This window comes from Pedobacter sp. N23S346 (assembly GCF_048515415.1).
In the GTDB taxonomy this organism is placed as follows: Bacteria; Bacteroidota; Bacteroidia; order Sphingobacteriales; family Sphingobacteriaceae; genus Pedobacter.
On the sequence record NZ_JBLYEE010000012.1, the window covers coordinates 121,314 to 144,520 of the forward strand.

Below are 23,207 nucleotides of genomic sequence, written 5' to 3' on the forward strand. Positions count from 1 at the left end.
GTAATAAAGATTTGTTTTAGGAGCCGTTCGCGCTACCTTGGGGTTGGGGTATTTGAACGTTAGTGCAAAAATTTCAACGGCTTCTCCTTCCATCATCTCCTATGCCGGAGAGCAGGGTGGAAATAGCAGGATTGTCATCCGGGGCGTAGCGAAGGATCCCTGCGTTTTATCTACTGACTTCGTTCAGCACCGAACCTTTTTTCGCATTTGCATGAATGGTGGGTTAAAACGGTCGTCATCCTGAACTTGATTCAGGACCTTAAGAAAAACCGTCATTGTAGGGGCTTCATCTGCTGAAGCATTCTCCATTGAAGAATCTTCAAAATAGATTGCTTCGTGGTACCTCTTCGCAATTGACGATTTTGCTAGTAGATTCGTCCTCCAGCATAATGCAAAGGTAGGTCCCGCAGATCTAAATGATTACCGCAGATTTTTGCCGCTCGCTTCTGCGGAAATCTTCTTAATCTGCGGGAAAATTATTTAAGCTAGCAGGGCGGCAATAGCAAGGCGCCGATCGCGAGGTGTGATGAATATTTTTTTCTTGCGCCCTTTCCCCTCCCGGGGAAAGGTGCCGCCAGGCGGATAGGGGCGGCGGTAGGTTTCACAAATTTTGCTGTTGACCCTTACAGGTTTCTGGAATATTGATTAATAAGTAATTACCTGTTCTTCTAAATGTTCGGGCAAATCTCTGTAATTATATTTTTGTCCGCGTAATTGTGGTTCAAAGCCTGCGGCTTTAATAGATTGTTGAATGCCATTTGCCGTGAAACGGTGAGGCGCACCTGCTGCAGAAACTACATTCTCTTCAATCATAATCGAACCAAAATCATTTGCTCCTGCGTGCAAACAAAGTTGAGCGGTTGTTTTACCAACGGTTAACCAACTGGCTTGAATGTTTTTTACGTTTGGCAACATAATTCTGCTCAAAGCAATCATGCGGATATATTCATCGGCAGTAACATTATTGCTAATGCCACGCAATCTCTTTAGTAAAGTTCCATCATCCTGAAAAGGCCATGGAATAAAGGCCAAGAAACCATTTGCATCTGCTGGCTTTTCGCTTTGTACCTGGCGAATCCATACCAAATGTTCGAAACGTTCTTCGATGGTTTCTACATGGCCAAACATCATCGTTGCAGAGGTGGTAATGTCTAACTGATGACAAGCCCTCATTACATCCAACCATTCTTGTCCACCGCATTTACCTTTTGATATTAACCGGCGAACACGATCGTTTAGAATTTCTGCACCTGCACCAGGCAGAGAATCCATACCTGCTTCTTTTAAAGCTTTTAAAACTTCGGTATGGCTAATTCCCTCCAGTTTAGCCACGTGGGCAATTTCTGGCGGACCTAAAGCATGAAGTTTTAAATCTGGATATAATTCTTTCAGTTTTTTAAATAGATCAGCGTAGAATGCTAAACCTAAATCTGGATGGTGACCACCCTGGAGTAACAATTGATCTCCTCCTAAACGAAAAGTTTCTTCAATTTTTACTTTATAGGTTTCAATATCTGTGATGTAACTCTCATCATGACCAGGTCTTCTGAAAAAGTTACAGAATTTACAGTTTGCAATACAAACATTCGTGGTGTTTACATTTCTATCAATCTGCCAGGTTACTTTACCACTAGGAACCTGAATTTTTCTTAATTCATTTGCCACAAACATCAATGATGGAGTATCGGCATGGTGATATAAGTGTACACCTTCCTCTTGCGTTAAAAAATCAAAATGTAGCGCCCGTTGCAGTAAATCGGCTGTATTCATAGCACAAAGATAAAGAATTGGTTTGTTGGTTTGTTGGTGTTTTGGTTTTTTAGATGTCAAATCTGATTGTAAGTTTGACTTTTGCATTATGTGCAATGTCGCGGGTAATCTAAAAACAAATTAATGAGGACTGAATTGACTCAAAAAAACAGTAAGTATTGCTTCCAAAAAACAAACCACCTAAAAAACAAACCATCTAAAATAATATCTTTACGGTTCTAAAAATAAATATGGTAGATTTTAATCGTTTTACACTAGCCAATGGATTAAAAGTTTTGGTTCATGAAGATCCAACAACTCCAATGGCGGTTTTAAATATTTTATATGATGTGGGTGCTCGTGATGAAGACCCTGAAAAGACTGGTTTTGCACACTTATTTGAGCACTTAATGTTTGGCGGATCGGTTAATATTCCAAACTATGATGAGCCTTTGCAAAGGGTAGGCGGAGAAAACAATGCCTTCACCAGTAACGACATCACTAATTATTACATCACTTTGCCATCTGAGAATATAGAGACGGCTTTTTGGTTAGAAAGTGATCGGATGTTAAGTTTAGCATTCTCTGAGAAAAGTTTAGACACCCAGAGAAATGTGGTGAGCGAAGAATTTAAACAACGCTACCTGAACCAACCTTATGGTGATGTTTGGTTAAAATTGCGTCCGCTGGCTTACAAAAAGCATTCTTATCGCTGGGCTACCATTGGGAAAGAACTTTCACACATCGAAAACGCAACAATGGACGATGTTAAAGCCTTTTTCAAAAAACATTATACACCACAAAATGCGATTTTAGTAGTTGGCGGAAATGTAAAAACCGAAGAGGTTAAAAAGCTTGCAGAAAAATGGTTTGAGCCAATCCCCGCTGGAGATAAGTATGAAAGAAACCTGATTCAGGAAGATGTTCAAACTGAAGCCAGAACAGAAACAGTAAAAGCAAATGTGCCATTAAATGCGATCTATGTATCTTTTAAAATGCCAGGAAGATTGAATGCTGATTATTATGCATTTGATTTGCTATCGGATATCTTATCGCGGGGACAATCATCCCGCCTTTACAACAGCCTGTTAAAAGAGCAAAAATTATTTAGTGATATTAACGCTTACATTTCTAGCAGTCTGGATGCTGGATTATTCATTGTTGAAGGTAAACTGGTAGAAGGCGTATCAGTAGAAACTGCCGAAAAAGCCATTTGGGCCGAACTGGATAAATTAAAAGCCGAAGTGGTTTCTGCAGATGAGTTAACGAAGGTTAAAAATAAGGTAGAATCTGTATTGGTGTTTTCTGAAATGAGTTTGCTGGATAAAGCCATGAATCTTGCTTATTATGAATTATTGGGTGATGCAGATTTGCTAAATCAGGAAACTGAAGAATTTTTAAAAGTAACTGCAGAAGACATTAAAAGAATCTCGAACGAAACTTTTGGAAGAGAACAATCATCTACTTTATATTATTTAACCGAAGAACATGCTTAACAGACAAATAGCACCTGATTTTAAGCAGGTATCTACCATAAATTTCATTCAGCCTATCCATAAAACGTTAGATAATAATGTTCCGGTTTATACCATTTATTCTGGTGAACAGGATTTGGTTAGAATTGAATTTATATTTAATAATGTAAAATGGAATGTAGAGAAACCATTGCAGGCGATTGCCGTTAGTGCTTTGCTAAACAATGGAACCAGTACACTTTCATCAAAAGAAATTGCTCAAAAAATAGATTTCTATGGTGCATTTTTTCAAACTGAATACGTACAGGATCATTCATCAGTTACAATTTATACGTTGAATAAACACCTGGCAGCAGTTTTGCCTATTGTGAGGGATGTGCTTACGGATAGCCAGTTTCCACAGCAGGAAATTGATATTTATGTTCAGAATCAAAAGCAAAAATTACAGGTTAACCTGAAGAAAAATGATATTCTGGCACGCAAGGAATTTGCACATGCACTTTTCGGCGACACGGCTTACGGTGTTGATATTCAGGCCAGGCACTATGATGAACTGCATCGCGAAGATTTAACGGGTTATTTTAAGGCCGCTTATGCGCCAGATAACTGTACAATTATTGTTTCAGGTAAGTTTGAAGAAGCTAGCTTCGAATTGCTGAATAGTGAGTTTGGTCAGAACTGGGAGCCAGGCCATGCCACAAAAAATAATTTTAGTTTCAGCATTGCGCCGAGAGCAGTCATTTACAAAGAGCGTGCTGATGCGATACAATCTGCAATCAGAATAGGGAAGTTAGCGGTGAATCGTGCTCATGAAGATTTTCCTGGGTTACAAATCTTAAATACCGTTTTAGGCGGATATTTTGGTTCTCGCTTAATGACTAATATTCGCGAAGATAAGGGCTATACTTACGGTATTGGCTCCGGAATATCTTCATTGCAAGATGCAGGATATCTTTTCATTGCTACAGAAGTTGGCGCTGAAGTTTGTGCTGCTGCCTTAGTAGAAATTTACAAAGAGATTGAAAAACTCAAAAATGAGCTGGTTGGAGAAGAAGAATTAACATTGGTGAAAAATTACATGCTGGGATCGATGTTGGGTAGCCTTGAAAATGTCTTCTCTCATGCAGATAAATTCAAAAACATTCATTTTTTTGGCTTAGGCTATGATTATTATGAAAACTACATTGCCAAAGTAAAAGCCATTACTGCTGAAGATATTAAACTATTGGCAAATAAATATTTAAATAAAGAAGACTTTACAGAAGTGGTGGTAGGGAAGAAGTAGTCAGTTTAAACTCAAATATAAAATGGGCAGAAAAATCTTTTTTCTGCCCATTTGTATTTTAGCGGTATTGGCAAAGATAAGCTGTTTGTACATCAGTTTTTACTTTGAAAGAAGCGTTCGCCGGAACCTCAAAATGGCTACCTGTTTTAAAAAGTTGCCAGTCTGTTTGCTCGGGAAGTAATGCCAATAACTCTCCCTCTATAATGTGCATAATTTCTTGATCAGCTGTTCCAAATTCATATTCACCTGGGTTGATGATTCCTATAGTTGATTTACCTTCTTTGGTTGTGTAACCTAATGATTTGACATTTCCATCAAAATATTCGTTTTCAGTGATCATATTCTTTTCTTGGTAAAACTATAAAACTTTGTTTAAAACTGCTTTCTGTTTATCTGCCTGGTATATTTTTTTATAAAAATCTACATACGCATTGTATTTTTCTGGTGGATATTTTTTGTTGGTCATACTTTGCGTACGTACATAAGTAATTGCATTATCTTTTGTGGTAAACTTGGCCGTGTAAGTTCCAAATTCTGAAACGATTTGAATATCCTTAGGAAGAAATTCTACAGTGTAGCCTTTCGGAAGTGTGAAATTGATTTCATCCTCATCACTGTAACCATAAGGAACAGCAAAATAAGTTTTTCTATTTTCTACCTTTGGTGGAACACTTTCTTTACGATTAATTTGATTGATGGTTAGAAAGATCTTATCGCCAGATTTAGTGTAGAGCTGACCGCTTTTAAAATTTAATTCTTCATTAATAACGGGTTTGGTTTTGTCTGGTTGCTTATAACTAAAACTTGTTAGCTCCGCAACTGGAACCTTAGTGCCGCCAATAATTTGTTTCCGTTGCTCGCTGGGTTCAAGTAGCATCATACCTAGATTTTCTTCAAATTGAGCATTTGCATAGGTAGACTTTAGCGATAAAAGTGCAGTGCCATCATCAGCAAGATTAATGGTTGCTTTTCTGATTTGGTAGTTATCTTTAGGACTATATACAGGTGTGCGGATTATTTTTCCACCATGATCAGTTACCATTAATACGTTTCGGTCTGCATTGCTGTATCCAATAAATCCCATTGGGTCATATTGACTGGTACATTCTAAAAAGGTGGTATCCTTTTCTAGTGGCACACATAAAATCATGTGATTCGCTTGCCCCATGCTTGAATAATTAGCATTAAGGCTCGGCATTCCATTTCCAATTACGATCAGATTAGACGAAATTCCAGCTTCATTGAGCAGCGCTTTCATGTAATTGGAAAGTGCTTTGCAATCGCCATAGTTCACCTGGGCAACTTTCTCTGCTAAAATAGGTCTAAAGCCTCCGATTCCTAACTGAACACTTACATAGCGTGTGTTTTGTTGTAAATGATCATAAAGAATCCTGATTTTATCTTTTGGTGTTTTAGCATCTTTAATCAGTTGCTGAACAATTGCCTTTGCTGTTTCTGGCAACTTATTTCCACCTTCGTTTAATCCATACATCCAGGCTCCGAAAGTTTTCCAGTTATTGAAATTTCCTTTCGAGCCATCATACTCAAAATCATTTGGCGATGCTTTTACCCAGCTGGCTACATTATCAATCCCAGTGCTTAATGGCTCGCTTACCAACGCGGGAACATTTTGGCTTTTCCATTTATACTGAATTTTGTCTCCGATAGCAATTGAATCTGTTTTAAGATTTACGCTCGTGAGGTAGCGAAGCTGATAGGATTTGTTTTTTTGAATGGTGTAACTCGATTTTTCAACTGAAATACCAAAACCCATTAAATCCCGCCAGGAGGGAAAGTATAGCAGGCCTTTAAATTCTTTAGTGAAACTGTATTCTATAGTGTAAGGGTAGCTCAGTGAAACGAAGTTTATCGATTTCATTCTATTCTCTTCATAAATAGAGGAATTGGATGTTAAGCTTTGATCTTTAATATCGGATGATTTGTAATCTTTAATTTTCTTTCCGGTCGCATCGTAAATAGTAGCCTTAATATTTGAAATGATCATGAACTTATCATAAATTTCGTTCATTTCGGCAAGTTCATCACCTGCTTTATTCAAAATAGTGATGGCTACTTTATAGTCATATTGGGCACTGCCAATGGTTTTAATATCGAAAAACTGCTCCTCGTTACGCACTACAGCGATTGCATCCTTTTTTAAATCGTCTGGTATTTTGGCAACATCATATACGCCTTGGGCAAAAACTTTGCTAAAACATGCGCCAAATAAAAATATGGTGAATAGGTATTTCATTACGATTTCCTTTTAAATACAATTTGTTCAGCCTGTTTTTCTACAATAGTTTTGAATAATTCTTTTAGATCAAAGTATTCATCAGAGGTGTAGAGCGATTTATTTACGGTAATGATACTTCTAACCATTAGCGTTTTCCCTTCTGTAAGGTAGGTAATTAAGAAACTTCCTTTTTCATCTGGCAGTTTATAGTTGCCGCCTTTTGGCAATTTATCAACCTCATATTCTTCAGGGAAGTTTAGTGTTATCCGATAAGTTTCCTTAAACGGGAAAGCAAAATCTACAGGGAATTTTCGCTCTTCATGCTTAAACAAATTCTCTTTGGTGCGTTCAAATAAGAGAGGAGTGAAGTAAATCAGGTTGCCTGCTTCTTCTACATTATCTTCGATGGCAACATCCATAGATTCTGTTAGCAGTCCGCCCAAATCATCCAGGTTTTGGATTTTATAGTTTTTAACTTCTAAACCTGTTTTGTCTTTTTTAAAGTTTTTTACAAATTCTGAATCATTATTTGTGCTGCGATACTTTTCGCGAAGACTAAGTGCAACATAACCTTTAGAATATTGATTTATTTGACCTGATAGTTTATTTTCTTTGTCTAAATTTAAGCTGTAGGCATATACTTTTTCATTTAGAGAAGTTGGTTCAGTCGAAATCCAGTTCCCTGTCAGTTTTTTTAAATTTACATAGAAGCCCTGGTGGTTGAGATTCTCATCACTTAACATACCAACAGGCAAATCTTTGTTTATGGCATCGAGGAAGTAAACTGTACTATCGATTTGGGTAACCAAAACCACATTATTGAAACTGGAAATTACGGGGTAACCAGGATGTTCGCCATTATCTCGCGTGCTAATCAATACGGGGTAAGCGGTAATCTTCGCTTCCTTAAGTAAACTTAATAAGGATAAATTAATATCTGCAGACGACCCGGTTTTTTTCTCGAAAACACTTTTAGGACTTAGTTGAGAGGTATAAACTGAATGTTCTTTATTCCATTTGATGTTGTTTTTTACATAGGTAAAAATGGAATTGATGATCGCTAATGTATCCTTTTCTGTTTTCAGAATTCCTGGTAGAACTGATTTTGCATAACTGTTTTTATTGATGAAAAAGCCGAAGTTTTCATCTTCATTTAAACCAGTAATAATTTTATCCCATGAGCCATTATAATCCCGGTAAACATCTTGTGGGAAGTTTGTTCCCCTTAATTCGAAAGCAATTTTTGGAATATAGTCGTCCATTGTGGTTACGAAAGGCTCATCTTTCAATGCAGGTGCATTTTCAACAACATATTTGTCGTAAGTGGCTGAAGAGGGTAAACCAGCTACATAATTTGCATTTATCGATTGGTGTAACGTATGACTGATCTTATAATAGCCGCTGGTATTGTGTTTATAGTTAAAGTATTCTGGTATTTTAACATTGTATTCTGACCATAGTGTAGGGATATCACTCTGAAATTTCCAGCCACGAAGAGTGAAAATAAAATCAGATTTTATTTTGTATTTGAATTCGATGATTGATCCTTCTTTTACATTTGGCAATGCAAATTTTTTGATGAGGTAATTTTTATCAAGCTCTTCTGTAAACTTAGCGTCTTTGTTTAATTTACTGACGACCATTTTACCATCAACCATATTATAAGTTGCGGCATCCATATAATTTAAATCTTCTTTTGCCTGACTGCTTTGTCTATATAATCGAACATGATAATTCGCAAGATCGTAGCCGCTTTTATTTAAAATTTTATAACGAATGTGCCTTTCATAAACATAATTGAAGCCGCTTCCGGTTGGACTATATTCGAAATAACAATCGCCAACATCGAATAATTTTATTGCAGAAGCGGAGGAGTCTCTTCCTGTTGCTTTCGTTTCGAATTCTGCCGGGCTGATTTTGCCGAACTTAAATTCTCTTTTTACTGTTGGTGTAGTTTGCGCATAAATAGTCGAAACCCCAATGCACAGCACGAGGGTCAGAAATTTGAGGGCGATTTTCTGCATTTATTTTTTTTGTTTGGTATTACAATTATAAAACTATCTATTCAATATTTATAAATTTTGTAATATTTATTATATCGAAATCAAGATTTTTTTTGCTGATGAAGAATGATGTTTAAATAGGGAGATTGATTCATTCTTTGAACTCAACCATCTCTTTCAATATCTTCTAGGGTATTGCGTTGTGATTTGCTTGAATGCTGCCGAACTACTGATATTTACAACAATGCCCTGGCGCTGGTTGTAAGTCGATGCCCAGTTGTGATTTGCTTTCATTCTTTGAACTACTAATATTTACAACAACTACTCCTAAGCAGTCTGTAGATGGTAAATGGTTGTGATTTGCTTTCATTCTTTGAACTACTGATATTTACAACAACGCTGGCAATCAAAGCATTCACAACCTTTTTGTTGTGATTTGCTTTCATTCTTTGAACTACTGATATTTACAACAACTGATTAAGTACGGCGTTAACGGTGTGCTGGGTTGTGATTTGCTTTCATTCTTTGAACTACTGATATTTACAACAACACGGCGGCCGATTTCTTCGATAAGGCCAACGTTGTGATTTGCTTTCATTCTTTGAACTACTGATATTTACAACAACAAGGTATTTGGATTTTGGTAATGTTTGAGAGTTGTGATTTGCTTTCATTCTTTGAACTACTGATATTTACAACAACGTCTGGTGCTGGTGCCGATCCTTGACCGCCGTTGTGATTTGCTTTCATTCTTTGAACTACTGATATTTACAACAACACCGAGCCGGGGCGGTTCCCTCGGAAAATAGTTGTGATTTGCTTTCATTCTTTGAACTACTGATATTTACAACAACGCCAGGTTCGACGCGTTAAAACAGTTAGAAGTTGTGATTTGCTTTCATTCTTTGAACTACTGATATTTACAACAACATTGCTTCCCGTACTCATTTTACCGGTATAGTTGTGATTTGCTTTCATTCTTTGAACTACTGATATTTACAACAACATTGGTACTTAGGGTTGCAAGAAATTACTGGTTGTGATTTGCTTTCATTCTTTGAACTACTGATATTTACAACAACAGCTAGACGAGAAAGATGTTTTGTTAATGGTTGTGATTTGCTTTCATTCTTTGAACTACTGATATTTACAACAACTATTTTTTTACCTCCGCTTTGCCCTCCGTCGTTGTGATTTGCTTTCATTCTTTGAACTACTGATATTTACAACAACGTTTGGGTAAACGCCTGGAGATCCTACATAGTTGTGATTTGCTTTCATTCTTTGAACTACTGATATTTACAACAACGTCAACAAATTACGCTATTATAGGAAACGGGTTGTGATTTGCTTTCATTCTTTGAACTACTGATATTTACAACAACCAGCCTGCTCCAATGTGATCTTTTCACCGCGTTGTGATTTGCTTTCATTCTTTGAACTACTGATATTTACAACAACTTCGTACAACGACTACAACTACGATAACTCGTTGTGATTTGCTTTCATTCTTTGAACTACTGATATTTACAACAACGTTGATGTTGATGAACCTTTTATCGTTCAAGTTGTGATTTGCTTTCATTCTTTGAACTACTGATATTTACAACAACGCAAAAGTTACCAAATACTACCCTTGGTTGTTGTGATTTGCTTTCATTCTTTGAACTACTGATATTTACAACAACATAGCAATGTATAACGAGCCGAGAGAGCAAGTTGTGATTTGCTTTCATTCTTTGAACTACTGATATTTACAACAACTAACTATGATTGTTTTGTCGGCATCGAAAGGTTGTGATTTGCTTTCATTCTTTGAACTACTGATATTTACAACAACAAACGAGCCGCGAGTCGGGTCTGAATCGCCGTTGTGATTTGCTTTCATTCTTTGAACTACTGATATTTACAACAACGCGTTTTGCATAACCGTAATATCGGTTTGTGTTGTGATTTGCTTTCATTCTTTGAACTACTGATATTTACAACAACAGACGCAACTGTTTTACATTCAAGCACCGCGTTGTGATTTGCTTTCATTCTTTGAACTACTGATATTTACAACAACCTTTCCTGGCTATCAATCTTTTAAAACTGCGTTGTGATTTGCTTTCATTCTTTGAACTACTGATATTTACAACAACTTAATCTCATGGCGAACCTTATTCGCTGTAGTTGTGATTTGCTTTCATTCTTTGAACTACTGATATTTACAACAACATTTTACCGATCATGATCAATTCGGCTTCGGTTGTGATTTGCTTTCATTCTTTGAACTACTGATATTTACAACAACGAACAGATGTATAGCTTCATCAACCATCCGTTGTGATTTGCTTTCATTCTTTGAACTACTGATATTTACAACAACCTTGAATCCCATAATCCACCCTGATTGGTGGTTGTGATTTGCTTTCATTCTTTGAACTACTGATATTTACAACAACCGTTGATTGTTTTTCCTCTATACCTTTTCCGTTGTGATTTGCTTTCATTCTTTGAACTACTGATATTTACAACAACAAGTAAGTAAATTCAATGGAGCAGGATCTGTTGTGATTTGCTTTCATTCTTTGAACTACTGATATTTACAACAACAAATTCCGATACCCGTGTTCACTCCTGGATGTTGTGATTTGCTTTCATTCTTTGAACTACTGATATTTACAACAACTTGCAAAAGGTTTTTATAAAAACGTCTATGGTTGTGATTTGCTTTCATTCTTTGAACTACTGATATTTACAACAACTGCATCAACCTTAGCTTGAGCACCTTCAGCGTTGTGATTTGCTTTCATTCTTTGAACTACTGATATTTACAACAACAATTCTTGCATCATTGATAGTTACTTGACCGTTGTGATTTGCTTTCATTCTTTGAACTACTGATATTTACAACAACATTTAATTTGAAATCATACACTCTTCGTTCGTTGTGATTTGCTTTCATTCTTTGAACTACTGATATTTACAACAACGAAGTAGGCAAAGAAATCATATACGGAATCGTTGTGATTTGCTTTCATTCTTTGAACTACTGATATTTACAACAACACCAGCGGGCGGCTGCACTGGAAGCGGATAGTTGTGATTTGCTTTCATTCTTTGAACTACTGATATTTACAACAACTTTCTGGAATCTAACATTAACGATTTCCCTGTTGTGATTTGCTTTCATTCTTTGAACTACTGATATTTACAACAACCCTCGTTTTAAAAAGTTCGATAAGCAAACTGTTGTGATTTGCTTTCATTCTTTGAACTACTGATATTTACAACAACTGGTGCCAACCTCACCCGTTGGGCCTACTCGTTGTGATTTGCTTTCATTCTTTGAACTACTGATATTTACAACAACCGATTCTTAACAATATCCCCATCTTTCCGGGTTGTGATTTGCTTTCATTCTTTGAACTACTGATATTTACAACAACGAAACGCTTTATCAACAGCAGCTTGCAGAGTTGTGATTTGCTTTCATTCTTTGAACTACTGATATTTACAACAACTTTGTTTTCAAGATGATCACCAACTGAAGGGTTGTGATTTGCTTTCATTCTTTGAACTACTGATATTTACAACAACTTTTACCTGCTAATGAAAATGATTGACATGGTTGTGATTTGCTTTCATTCTTTGAACTACTGATATTTACAACAACTTTACTGGTGATCACCGGCTTTTTTAAATAGTTGTGATTTGCTTTCATTCTTTGAACTACTGATATTTACAACAACCGACAATTTGAACATTACCTGCATTAGGGTGTTGTGATTTGCTTTCATTCTTTGAACTACTGATATTTACAACAACCTTTTTAAACTGATCAAGGTTCAGCGTATGGTTGTGATTTGCTTTCATTCTTTGAACTACTGATATTTACAACAACTTACACTTGGTAAAGTTTCGCCGCCTTGAGGTTGTGATTTGCTTTCATTCTTTGAACTACTGATATTTACAACAACGAAGGATTTGTGCAAGCAACAGGCTCGCTCAGTTGTGATTTGCTTTCATTCTTTGAACTACTGATATTTACAACAACTAAGGCAATTATCAAACCATAGTTAAGGTGTTGTGATTTGCTTTCATTCTTTGAACTACTGATATTTACAACAACTGGTTTAGATAACAAAATGAACGATGATGGGTTGTGATTTGCTTTCATTCTTTGAACTACTGATATTTACAACAACCTGGTGTTTACTTAGAATATCTGTGTATCCGTTGTGATTTGCTTTCATTCTTTGAACTACTGATATTTACAACAACGTGACTCATTAATAAAGTTATAGCTCTTTGGTTGTGATTTGCTTTCATTCTTTGAACTACTGATATTTACAACAACTACTGGTATAAAACCCGTACGTCCCGGGTGTTGTGATTTGCTTTCATTCTTTGAACTACTGATATTTACAACAACGGCGACGATTTAATAAACTTATACGGCTCGGTTGTGATTTGCTTTCATTCTTTGAACTACTGATATTTACAACAACCGTTGGCCTCTATCTCGTTCTTAACTCTTTGTTGTGATTTGCTTTCATTCTTTGAACTACTGATATTTACAACAACCTACTTGTTCTCTTACATTTATAGCGAGATGTTGTGATTTGCTTTCATTCTTTGAACTACTGATATTTACAACAACATCAAACTCTAATTCATTCAATAGATCCATGTTGTGATTTGCTTTCATTCTTTGAACTACTGATATTTACAACAACCTTATTGAGTTTATTGTATTGATTTGCTTCGTTGTGATTTGCTTTCATTCTTTGAACTACTGATATTTACAACAACAAAATAACAGCGAACAAAACTACTTACTTAGTTGTGATTTGCTTTCATTCTTTGAACTACTGATATTTACAACAACTAACGGCATTACACAACTTATTGGGAAACGGTTGTGATTTGCTTTCATTCTTTGAACTACTGATATTTACAACAACTGGGGGTTCTAAGGTATGCAATTCCTGTGTGTTGTGATTTGCTTTCATTCTTTGAACTACTGATATTTACAACAACGCTCCATTCTTTTTGAGCGTCCAATGGATTGTTGTGATTTGCTTTCATTCTTTGAACTACTGATATTTACAACAACCCCAGCCTTTAAACGTTCCGCTGTGGCTTTGTTGTGATTTGCTTTCATTCTTTGAACTACTGATATTTACAACAACATACCGGAACAAATAAAACGTTGTATTCTTGTTGTGATTTGCTTTCATTCTTTGAACTACTGATATTTACAACAACATAACGTTGGCTCTCTCTCCTCCAACTTTGGTTGTGATTTGCTTTCATTCTTTGAACTACTGATATTTACAACAACAAAAAACTGTCTGAAAACGAACAACTCACAGTTGTGATTTGCTTTCATTCTTTGAACTACTGATATTTACAACAACCTTAAGGAAATGACGGTTTTAAACTTTGGAGTTGTGATTTGCTTTCATTCTTTGAACTACTGATATTTACAACAACATTTTTAGAGTATGTTAGCTTTGCAGATGGGTTGTGATTTGCTTTCATTCTTTGAACTACTGATATTTACAACAACTTTGCCGAACGTTGCTAAAGTTAGGATTGTGTTGTGATTTGCTTTCATTCTTTGAACTACTGATATTTACAACAACTTAATGTAATGACAAAAGAGGAGGTAATTAGTTGTGATTTGCTTTCATTCTTTGAACTACTGATATTTACAACAACAAGCCAAAGGAGACAGAAGTGGTACAATTGTTGTGATTTGCTTTCATTCTTTGAACTACTGATATTTACAACAACCTGGCCGTGTCAAATATCTTCCTGGAAGGCGTTGTGATTTGCTTTCATTCTTTGAACTACTGATATTTACAACAACTCAATCATGCAAACTAATGGGAACAGGTATGTTGTGATTTGCTTTCATTCTTTGAACTACTGATATTTACAACAACTTTTCATCTTTCAAAGATGCGATCAGAACTGTTGTGATTTGCTTTCATTCTTTGAACTACTGATATTTACAACAACAATCATGGGGCAATGGAAAATAGCAGATGGGTTGTGATTTGCTTTCATTCTTTGAACTACTGATATTTACAACAACGAAATATGGAAAATGATAGACATAGACGAGTTGTGATTTGCTTTCATTCTTTGAACTACTGATATTTACAACAACAGAGAACTCGAGTTTCTCTACAGAAAAGGTGTTGTGATTTGCTTTCATTCTTTGAACTACTGATATTTACAACAACCGTACAAGAGCGCAGGGAAACAAACATCATGTTGTGATTTGCTTTCATTCTTTGAACTACTGATATTTACAACAACGCCGAATTATGAAAGAAGTACGCACGACTTGTTGTGATTTGCTTTCATTCTTTGAACTACTGATATTTACAACAACTACGACAGTCTGGAACGCGACTACTGTTTAGTTGTGATTTGCTTTCATTCTTTGAACTACTGATATTTACAACAACGGAGATAAGTTTGATAAAAGCAGAGCAACTGTTGTGATTTGCTTTCATTCTTTGAACTACTGATATTTACAACAACAATCTTATCTATAACGTATGTAGCCAGTGTGTTGTGATTTGCTTTCATTCTTTGAACTACTGATATTTACAACAACTCATGGTATTAATAGTATGCAAAGATATTTGTTGTGATTTGCTTTCATTCTTTGAACTACTGATATTTACAACAACTAAACCGTACTTTATAAAACCCGCTTGTAGGTTGTGATTTGCTTTCATTCTTTGAACTACTGATATTTACAACAACTTCCTTACTACCGATTTAGAGAGTGATTTAGTTGTGATTTGCTTTCATTCTTTGAACTACTGATATTTACAACAACTAGCCCGCAGACTTAACGGCCAAGCGGGTAGTTGTGATTTGCTTTCATTCTTTGAACTACTGATATTTACAACAACTTAAATTCAATGAAGACCTTGAGTTCAATCGTTGTGATTTGCTTTCATTCTTTGAACTACTGATATTTACAACAACTGCTCGTTCAAAATTACTGGCACTTCTTTGGTTGTGATTTGCTTTCATTCTTTGAACTACTGATATTTACAACAACGAACCTGATGATGATGTCGACTGGTACTTAGTTGTGATTTGCTTTCATTCTTTGAACTACTGATATTTACAACAACTCTTAGTAATCAATATCCGGAACTAACAACGTTGTGATTTGCTTTCATTCTTTGAACTACTGATATTTACAACAACCTTTAGTTGGTGTCGGTGGTACCGGTTCACGTTGTGATTTGCTTTCATTCTTTGAACTACTGATATTTACAACAACTTAATTTTATTCGTTAGTCTTTAATTGTCGGTTGTGATTTGCTTTCATTCTTTGAACTACTGATATTTACAACAACTTTTGACTGCATATAAAGCATCATCAAATGTTGTGATTTGCTTTCATTCTTTGAACTACTGATATTTACAACAACCTGTTCACAGGCTCTAGCTTCAAGGTCGGTGTTGTGATTTGCTTTCATTCTTTGAACTACTGATATTTACAACAACATACCTTAGTTCAATTAACTATCCGTCAGTAGGTTAGTTCAAAAATTAGAATTAAAAAAATCCTGATGTAATTGCATCAGGATTTTTATTCTAAGTATTTCTATTATCCTAAATTGTTATTTTTAGAATAATTCGAGCTGTTGTGGGGTATCAGGTAACTCTTTTTCTTTCTTTCCATAAAATAACTCCATCATACCAAATTGTTTATCGGTAACCGTCATTATACCAACGTGGCCTTTTTCTGGAAGTAATTTTTTAACTCTTTTAATGTGTACATCAGCATTTTCTCTACTATTGCAATGCCTCAAATAAATCGAAAACTGAAACATAGCAAATCCATCACGCATAATATCCTTGCGAAATCTGCTGGCTACACTACGTTCTTTTTTGGTTTCGGTAGGTAAATCGAAAAAAACTAATATCCACAAAATTCGATACTCATTTAAACGCATGATTTAAAAAGGCAACTCTTCCGTTGTTTCTGTACTATTGTAAATAGGAGGATCTTCCGCAACCATTTTAGGCTGTTCACTAGAAAAACCATAAGCAACTGAGCGCTTGCCTTCAAAGTTTTTCATTAAAGGATAATTAATTCTCCTGGCTGTACCTTCATAACATTTGGCTAAAGATGAAGTGGTGCTTTGTAGGCCAACCATTAGCGGACTTCTATTTTTATCGAAATGTACATCAACAGTAGCAATGCCTAAAAGTTGTGTTTTGATAGAACTTCCCAACTCCAAAAAGTTTTCGCCACGATCTATAATGCCCAATACAATTTCATCAACATAAGGTCGGTAGGGCTCCATAATGTCATCGGCTAGACAGTAAGCATTGTATTTGTTTCGATGATGAATGCCGAGGGTAGGGAGCAGACCAGAACAAACCAATCCACGAGCAACAATGGCCCTTAAAATTGCATAGCCGTAATTAAGCAGATTATTGGGTGGATCGCCCTCCCGGCCACGAAAGAAATCTAACTTTTTTGGAAATACATTTTTCCAGTAATAGGCTGCGGCCCTGCCTTCATAATTGTCAGGATCTCCAGAACGGACTGATTTGGCCCAATGCACCATGTTATCGCATGCAATGCCTCTATAAAAAAGTACAGCAGCCTGATTTAAAATTTTAGCTTGTGTAGTTTGTTGCCACAATTGTTTTTTTAAGGGTTGCGAAGCATCTATTTGATAACGGAAACGCTCGCTTTGCGTATTGTGGCCATCAATAGGTAACATCATACCGGTAGGTAATCGACTTTGGTTACAAGTGATAATGGCCACATTGTTTTCTAATAAGGCACCAATACAGCCGTGGGTAATGGTTATTTGTTGGTTATCTAAAATAACAATGCCAATATCTTCAATCGGAATTGATTTTTTAGATTCCTTTTCACCTAAAGATTTTAGATGCGGTAAATCAATCGCCAACTGGTTTTTCTGTAAACTTAAGTATGCCGGATTGCTAAAGTGGAGTGTTCTTTTAATCATTTTATAGCTCCTTTATCAATTCAATCGCTTTATTTATACTGAAAGCGCCTTCAATTTGGTTTTGTTCAAAGACCATAAAGTAGTTAAATTTTTCACCAGCCAATTCTGCCCATTTATTTCCTAACCTGCATTTAGATTGACTATCAGAATTATCTCTATCATCGCCTTTTGTTTCCAGCAGGATAATTCTTTCAGATTTGGTATATAAAATAAAGTCAGGATAGTGGTTTGATTTAAAACCATTGATATTAAAACCTTTTCCTCTACTTAAATTGCGATGCCAGAAAACAATATTCTGCAATGCAGAAACTGCAGATATTACAGTAGTCTCAAAACCATTCATTGTTCCTTCATCAGCATTGAAGGTATAGTGTTTATTTAAAACTTTGAAAGGTACATCATGATGGTGATTGATAACCTTTTCTTTTCCGATCCAGTGTAGTGAGGGCATGAGCGTTGGGGTTTAATGTTTTAAATTAAAAACCTAGAAAGAGGTGGCCCTTTGCTTAAGCATACGACAGATGGTACCGCGAAGAACCGAGCGCATTCAAAAGCATAGGAAACACCTGTTTCCAGGTGCAACCATTCTGATTAAGTCTTCCCTCGTCGAAATTCGCGGTTTTTCTGTGGAAGAAGTTTTAGGAGTGGTTTGTTTATTTATATTTTAATTATGTTCTGATGTGTTCAATGATTAATATTCTCCTATTTTAACAATTTGGCCAATGTGATTAATTCGAACTTTGATAATGTTAATCAAAGGCGGTGTACTTCTTACACTTACAAAAGCTATATTAGCCAATTCTTTCCTTTCTTCTACCGTTGTCTCCAGATGGTGGCGAAACATATAATTTTTAGTTGCAATCTTCTGAATCCTAAATAAATTCGGACTAATTAGTTTATTGTTTTTTTGATTTAGTAAATCAATTTCATTAGGATTGAAACCAGTTTGTTCGTTCGGAAAAATAAAATATTCATTCTGTTTCATCGTAAATAAAAACTCCCAACCCATATAAGTGTTTAATGTTTTATCAACGATTGGCAAATTTTGGTTAACACGTTCTACGGCTTCATAAAGCGAAACTACTCTTTCCTGTAAATTGCCCTTTTCGTCTTTGTAAATTGCTACATGATGATTATTACCAGTACTTACAAAGTCAACAGGTATTGGTTTGTTATTCTCATCTAAAATCTCATTACCTAAATGATCTTTTTTATAATGTAAAGCTTCTGCATTGTTAACTCCACTAATCTTAACCTTTTTAATTGAAATACCCTTTTCCTTATTCAGCCAAATTGGATTTTTATCTAAATCAGAAAAAGCATCTTTCGGGTTATTATTGTATTCTGCTAATCTTTGTTTTAAAATGCGCTTTACACCATCATCTAAAATTTTTTCAATAACTTTAGTATCCTTGAAATTATCAGGAGTGATGTCTTTTCTTATTGAATAATCATCTTCTAACCAAATTAGCTTTACAGTTTCGGGTAAGATTTCCGTTTTATTATTGTCTAAATAAATAGGGTTTTTGACTAATGTATTTTTTCCAGTAAAAGCCTTTTTAGGATCATTACCATATTCTGCTAAACGCTGTAATAGAAGCTTTTTATAAGTCGGGTTTGACACTTTATTAAGTGTTTTTTCATCAAATTTTATACCTACTTTTTCTTCTTTGCTAACATAGTATTGATACTTTCCATAAACCGTTTCTTTATGTAGTTGCCCTCTTGGTGTTAATTCAATTTTTGTTTTTTCGCCTTTGGCAGATTTAGTTTTATTCTTGTTTTTGGTAACAACCTTGTTTTTTGCCTTGTGAGAAACTAATATGTTTTCTAAATGCTTTTTGGCTTCTTCTCTAAAATTGGATAGTGGTAACTTAAATATGCGTTTCTTGTTTCCATCATCATCGTATTTCCAAGTAGTTTCTTTATCTTCAATACCAATAATGGCGTTATGTTCGTTGTGATTTTCGTTTTTTCTGGCATTTAAAAAATTAAGGTATTGAATGTGGCTTTGTTTAGTAAAAGCAATAGTTAGAGCATCCATGGCATGGTGCCGATGGTCGTTGCGTTTACTCCAATCAATAATACGTTCTTTAAAACTGCCATCTTTTTTTTCAACCAGTTCAGTTAAACCCAATTTCTTAAATTTATCGAAATTGAGTTCTTGCATAATATTGATTAAATCCCAGTCTGAGCGAAGTTTATCAGTTATACTTCCGGTTGTAGGCGTAACAATTCTACAAATTTCATAAAGCATGTTTCTTGCTTTCTTTGCAATGTACTGGCTATCTCTTAAGTCACGTTCAATAAATCCATCACCAATTTCGGCTTCTTGTTTTAGCAGTTTTTGATATTTTGCTTTAGAAATTCCTTCTTCTTTGTTTTTCTTTCCTTGCTCAAAAAGAAATTCTATTCTCTGTTCAAAATCAGTTAGTTTTTCTTTGCCGAATTTGCTGTTGATAAAATCGTAAGCTGTTTTATTTCCTTTATCTAAATTGTCTTTTCTAAATACAACAGTTTTGTTAGAAAAACTATCATCAAATACTTTAGATTGGGGAATAATATGTTCAATGTCTACTTGTTTGCTAAATAATATCTCTCTTGCGATATATGTATTTGTATATAGATCTTTATACCCATTATTTTTTAATTCTTCATAAAGCTTATATCGAATAATATCATTTCTAGTTGGGTTTTTTACGCCAAATTCTGTTTGTAATAGTTTAAAGATTTTCTCGTGATTAATTTTTGCCGAATTGATATTTGTGGTCATTTCTGCCCGCTCTTTTGCATTTTTCTTTAAATCTCTAGCCAGCTCAATTCTTATTTCATCAAATTTGAAGTGTTTAATAATTTTACCATCTGCATCTTTTTCACTGTTCGTTTCAATTAAAGTATTTACTACATTAACTACCTGATTAAGGATTTTCTCTACAACAGGATTACGTAAGCTATTTTTTTTTAGTAAATCTAACCTGTCTTTTAATGGTCGATTGGCAATTTCTTCTTTAGTTAATGATGATGCAGAATGTTTATATCCGGCTTGAAAGCAAGCCTTATCATAATGTAATTCTTTTATATGTGGATAGATTTTTCGTATCGCTTTAGCACTTAAGTTTCCATAATCATCAGATAAACTTACATTAGCTAAAATTTGAGCATGCTCTCTTTTAAAACCATACTTCTGCTCAAGTAATTCGTGCAATTTATCATTGCCGCTTGCAGAATTATCTCCCTCATAAGCATATAGTAAGTGCCACAACTGATAAGATGCTTGTTTTTCAAAATCTTTGCCATCTAACTCTGCATCGAATTCTAAAATATTTTGGTCGATTTCTAAAACTTCAAAAATACGCTTAACCATATCTTTAATTTCTGCAACAGGTGTGCTTAATTCGGTAATATTGATTTCATCTTTGTCAGATAGTTTTAATAAATCTTCATTATAGCCTTCTGTTTCCAGTATTTTAAAATATGCCTCATATAAAGCTTTATTGGTTCGATTACCTTCAATCTCAGTATAATTGATTTCCCATTCTTTGGCCTCTCGGCCTAGTAATTCGATAATCTTATTGGCTTTTAAATTTCCTTTGATGTTTAATTCATTAAACAAAGCCTGTTTATCTTCTAAGCTTAGGCTAAAAATTTCTTCTTGATTAGCATCTTTTAGTACACGTTTTTTACTACCTTTTTTTCTGATCAGCACATTGTTTAATACCTGCCAAATCTTAAATTCTTGAAATAGGGGGGAAGATTTCGGCGCAACTTTTAAACCAATAGTTTTTTTAACTTTTTGTCCATTTCTATCAATCTCAATCTCTTTATTTTCAAATTCACAAAAACTTATTAGGCCTTTCTGTGATTTTAATTTTCGTTGATAAAAAATAATAATGTCCCGAATTTCTTTTTTTAATTCTTCCGTTAACTCAGGATGAAACTTTGATTGTGTTTCCCAAATGGTTTCAAACTCATCGAAATAATCCTGGCGGTAGAAAACTTGATTTTTCAATCTTGCATGTGGATTATCCTGAATTTGTTTATAGAGATACTGACCAACAGTCTGTTTATTAAAATATAATTCTTTACTTCTGTCGCTAATTGCACCAAGATAGCCGCTTGAATTATTTAAATTATTGTTGATCTCCGTAATTACATACGCAACTTCTTCTTTATTTAGTTGTTGGCTAATTGCATCGTTTCGCCACTCATAAGCTTTTATCTTCTTTTCTTCTCGGGTCCCTTTAATTTCTGCAGTATTAAAACCATATGTTTTCCAAAAGATAGCAGATGTTGCTCTTTGCCCTTTTCCAGCTAATTCTTTTTTAAACCCATCAGTTAAAATTTCAGGATGAAATGGCTTTTGAAATTCCCAGACTTGATCAAATTCAGCTTGTAAATCAGAGCGATAAAAATCTGGCATTTGTTTCTTTCCTTCTTTCAGTAATTGATAGGAGAGTTGACCAGGAGTTAAATTTTCATCATATAGTTTCTTGGCAATTAACATTCCGTCAATTGCCTGTCCCTCATCTTCATTATTAGCCTTCCGACTACTTTTATAACCTCTTTTTTTGTTAATAGCTAACAGTATTCTGGCAAATTCATCTTTTTCTACTTTCTCAATAGCAGATTTTGCTCTTAGTGCAAAAGTAGAATGGGTTGTGTTTTTTCCATCTTCAGCCAAGATGGTATTATTAGTAATTATATTGGCTTTAGCTAAAGCATCAATTAAATTTGAACGCCTAAGTTGATAGCGGTCTAATGTTCTTCTTGCTCCGCGTTTTAAAGTTCTATCTGCATTGATTGTAATAGGCTTGCCTTTTTCAAAATTGGTTTGCTCATCAGTAGTTAAAGGGTTTACACGTACACCAATTTTTTCTATTGATGAACTTTTGAAATCATCGCTTTCATTTATATATGCAAATCCAATAGATGTGGTTCCTAAATCAAGTCCTAATATTTTCTTCATGAGCGTTATTTTAATATTTTAACAATATCTGGTTTAATTTTTTCAATCCCAACAAACCGACATCGTTAATATTATATTCAAACTTAAATTCATTTATTTTTAATTCATTACGGTTTCCCGTATGCTGTATATTAAAATAAATTATACCTTTGACTTGAAAGCAAATCACAATAAGGATTATTCCGTTGTGAAAACATTTAAGGCGGGGCAACTCGCCTTCCTTTTTTAAAACTATTTACATCCAAACCAAAAACGTGTATCCTTATTTATTTAACACTATCTCAAGCAATTAAAAAGTCAAACAATAAACAAGCTAATTTACTTGAGGTACCACTGGGGGGCATTGGAGTCTTAAGACATGATAGTGGCATTTTAAGGCATCATAAAAAATATTGCAAAAAACTCAGGTACTGATAAAATCAGCAAAGCATAGAAGAATGTTCTGATATTAGTTTTGTTTCCAGTAAGCAGAAGAG

General features: G+C 34.8%; 10 protein-coding genes and 1 CRISPR repeat array. Of the genes, 2 read left to right on the forward strand and 8 right to left on the reverse strand.

Features of this window, described 5'->3' with window-relative positions; all coding sequences use genetic code 11:
• Positions 1-645: 645 nt before the first annotated feature.
• The gene (locus ACN1CD_RS19165; protein WP_419132031.1) at positions 646-1,770 is read right to left on the reverse strand and encodes a CofH family radical SAM protein; all 1,125 of its coding nucleotides are present in this window, start codon (positions 1,768-1,770) and stop codon (positions 646-648) included.
• Between the two features lie 230 nt (positions 1,771-2,000).
• On the opposite strand from ACN1CD_RS19165, the gene ACN1CD_RS19170 reads away from it, so the two are divergent.
• Both ACN1CD_RS19170 and ACN1CD_RS19175 read left to right on the forward strand, forming a co-directional pair.
• Entirely contained in the window at positions 2,001-3,245 is a 1,245-nt protein-coding gene (locus ACN1CD_RS19170; RefSeq protein ID WP_419132032.1) for a M16 family metallopeptidase, read from the forward strand.
• A complete protein-coding gene (locus ACN1CD_RS19175; RefSeq protein ID WP_419132033.1) occupies positions 3,238-4,509 on the forward strand; it encodes a M16 family metallopeptidase in 1,272 nt (423 codons plus the stop codon). Before ACN1CD_RS19170 ends, ACN1CD_RS19175 begins: the two co-directional genes overlap by 8 nt.
• Positions 4,510-4,567: 58 nt before the next feature.
• On the opposite strand, the gene ACN1CD_RS19180 is transcribed toward ACN1CD_RS19175, so the two are convergent.
• From ACN1CD_RS19180 to cas9, 7 genes are all read right to left on the reverse strand, one after another.
• Positions 4,568-4,849: a pyrimidine/purine nucleoside phosphorylase gene (locus ACN1CD_RS19180; protein ID WP_419132034.1), complete on the reverse strand. Its 282-nt coding sequence runs from the start codon at positions 4,847-4,849 to the stop codon at positions 4,568-4,570.
• Between the two features lie 18 nt (positions 4,850-4,867).
• Positions 4,868-6,763 carry a DUF3857 domain-containing protein gene (locus ACN1CD_RS19185; protein WP_419132035.1) on the reverse strand — a complete coding sequence of 632 codons (1,896 nt, stop codon included), beginning with the start codon at positions 6,761-6,763 and terminating at the stop codon, positions 4,868-4,870.
• Positions 6,763-8,769, reverse strand: coding sequence for a DUF3858 domain-containing protein (locus ACN1CD_RS19190; protein WP_419132036.1), 2,007 nt, complete (start codon positions 8,767-8,769; stop codon positions 6,763-6,765). The genes ACN1CD_RS19185 and ACN1CD_RS19190 overlap by 1 nt, the downstream gene beginning before the upstream one ends.
• Before the next feature lie 255 nt (positions 8,770-9,024).
• Positions 9,025-16,281: direct repeats of the CRISPR family, unit length 46 nt; unit sequence GTTGTGATTTGCTTTCATTCTTTGAACTACTGATATTTACAACAAC.
• Positions 16,282-16,403: 122 nt separating this feature from the next.
• Positions 16,404-16,709, reverse strand: coding sequence for a CRISPR-associated endonuclease Cas2 (cas2, locus tag ACN1CD_RS19195; protein ID WP_419132037.1), 306 nt, complete (start codon positions 16,707-16,709; stop codon positions 16,404-16,406).
• 27 nt (positions 16,710-16,736) lie between these two features.
• Entirely contained in the window at positions 16,737-17,765 is a 1,029-nt protein-coding gene (gene cas1 / locus ACN1CD_RS19200) for a type II CRISPR-associated endonuclease Cas1 (RefSeq protein ID WP_419132038.1), read from the reverse strand.
• A gap of 1 nt (position 17,766) precedes the next feature.
• Positions 17,767-18,216 (reverse strand): hypothetical protein, encoded by a 450-nt coding sequence (locus ACN1CD_RS19205; protein ID WP_419132039.1) that lies wholly within the window; start codon positions 18,214-18,216, stop codon positions 17,767-17,769.
• A 240-nt stretch (positions 18,217-18,456) separates the two neighbouring features.
• Positions 18,457-22,731: a type II CRISPR RNA-guided endonuclease Cas9 gene (gene cas9 / locus ACN1CD_RS19210; protein ID WP_419132040.1), complete on the reverse strand. Its 4,275-nt coding sequence runs from the start codon at positions 22,729-22,731 to the stop codon at positions 18,457-18,459.
• Positions 22,732-23,207 lie beyond the last annotated feature (476 nt).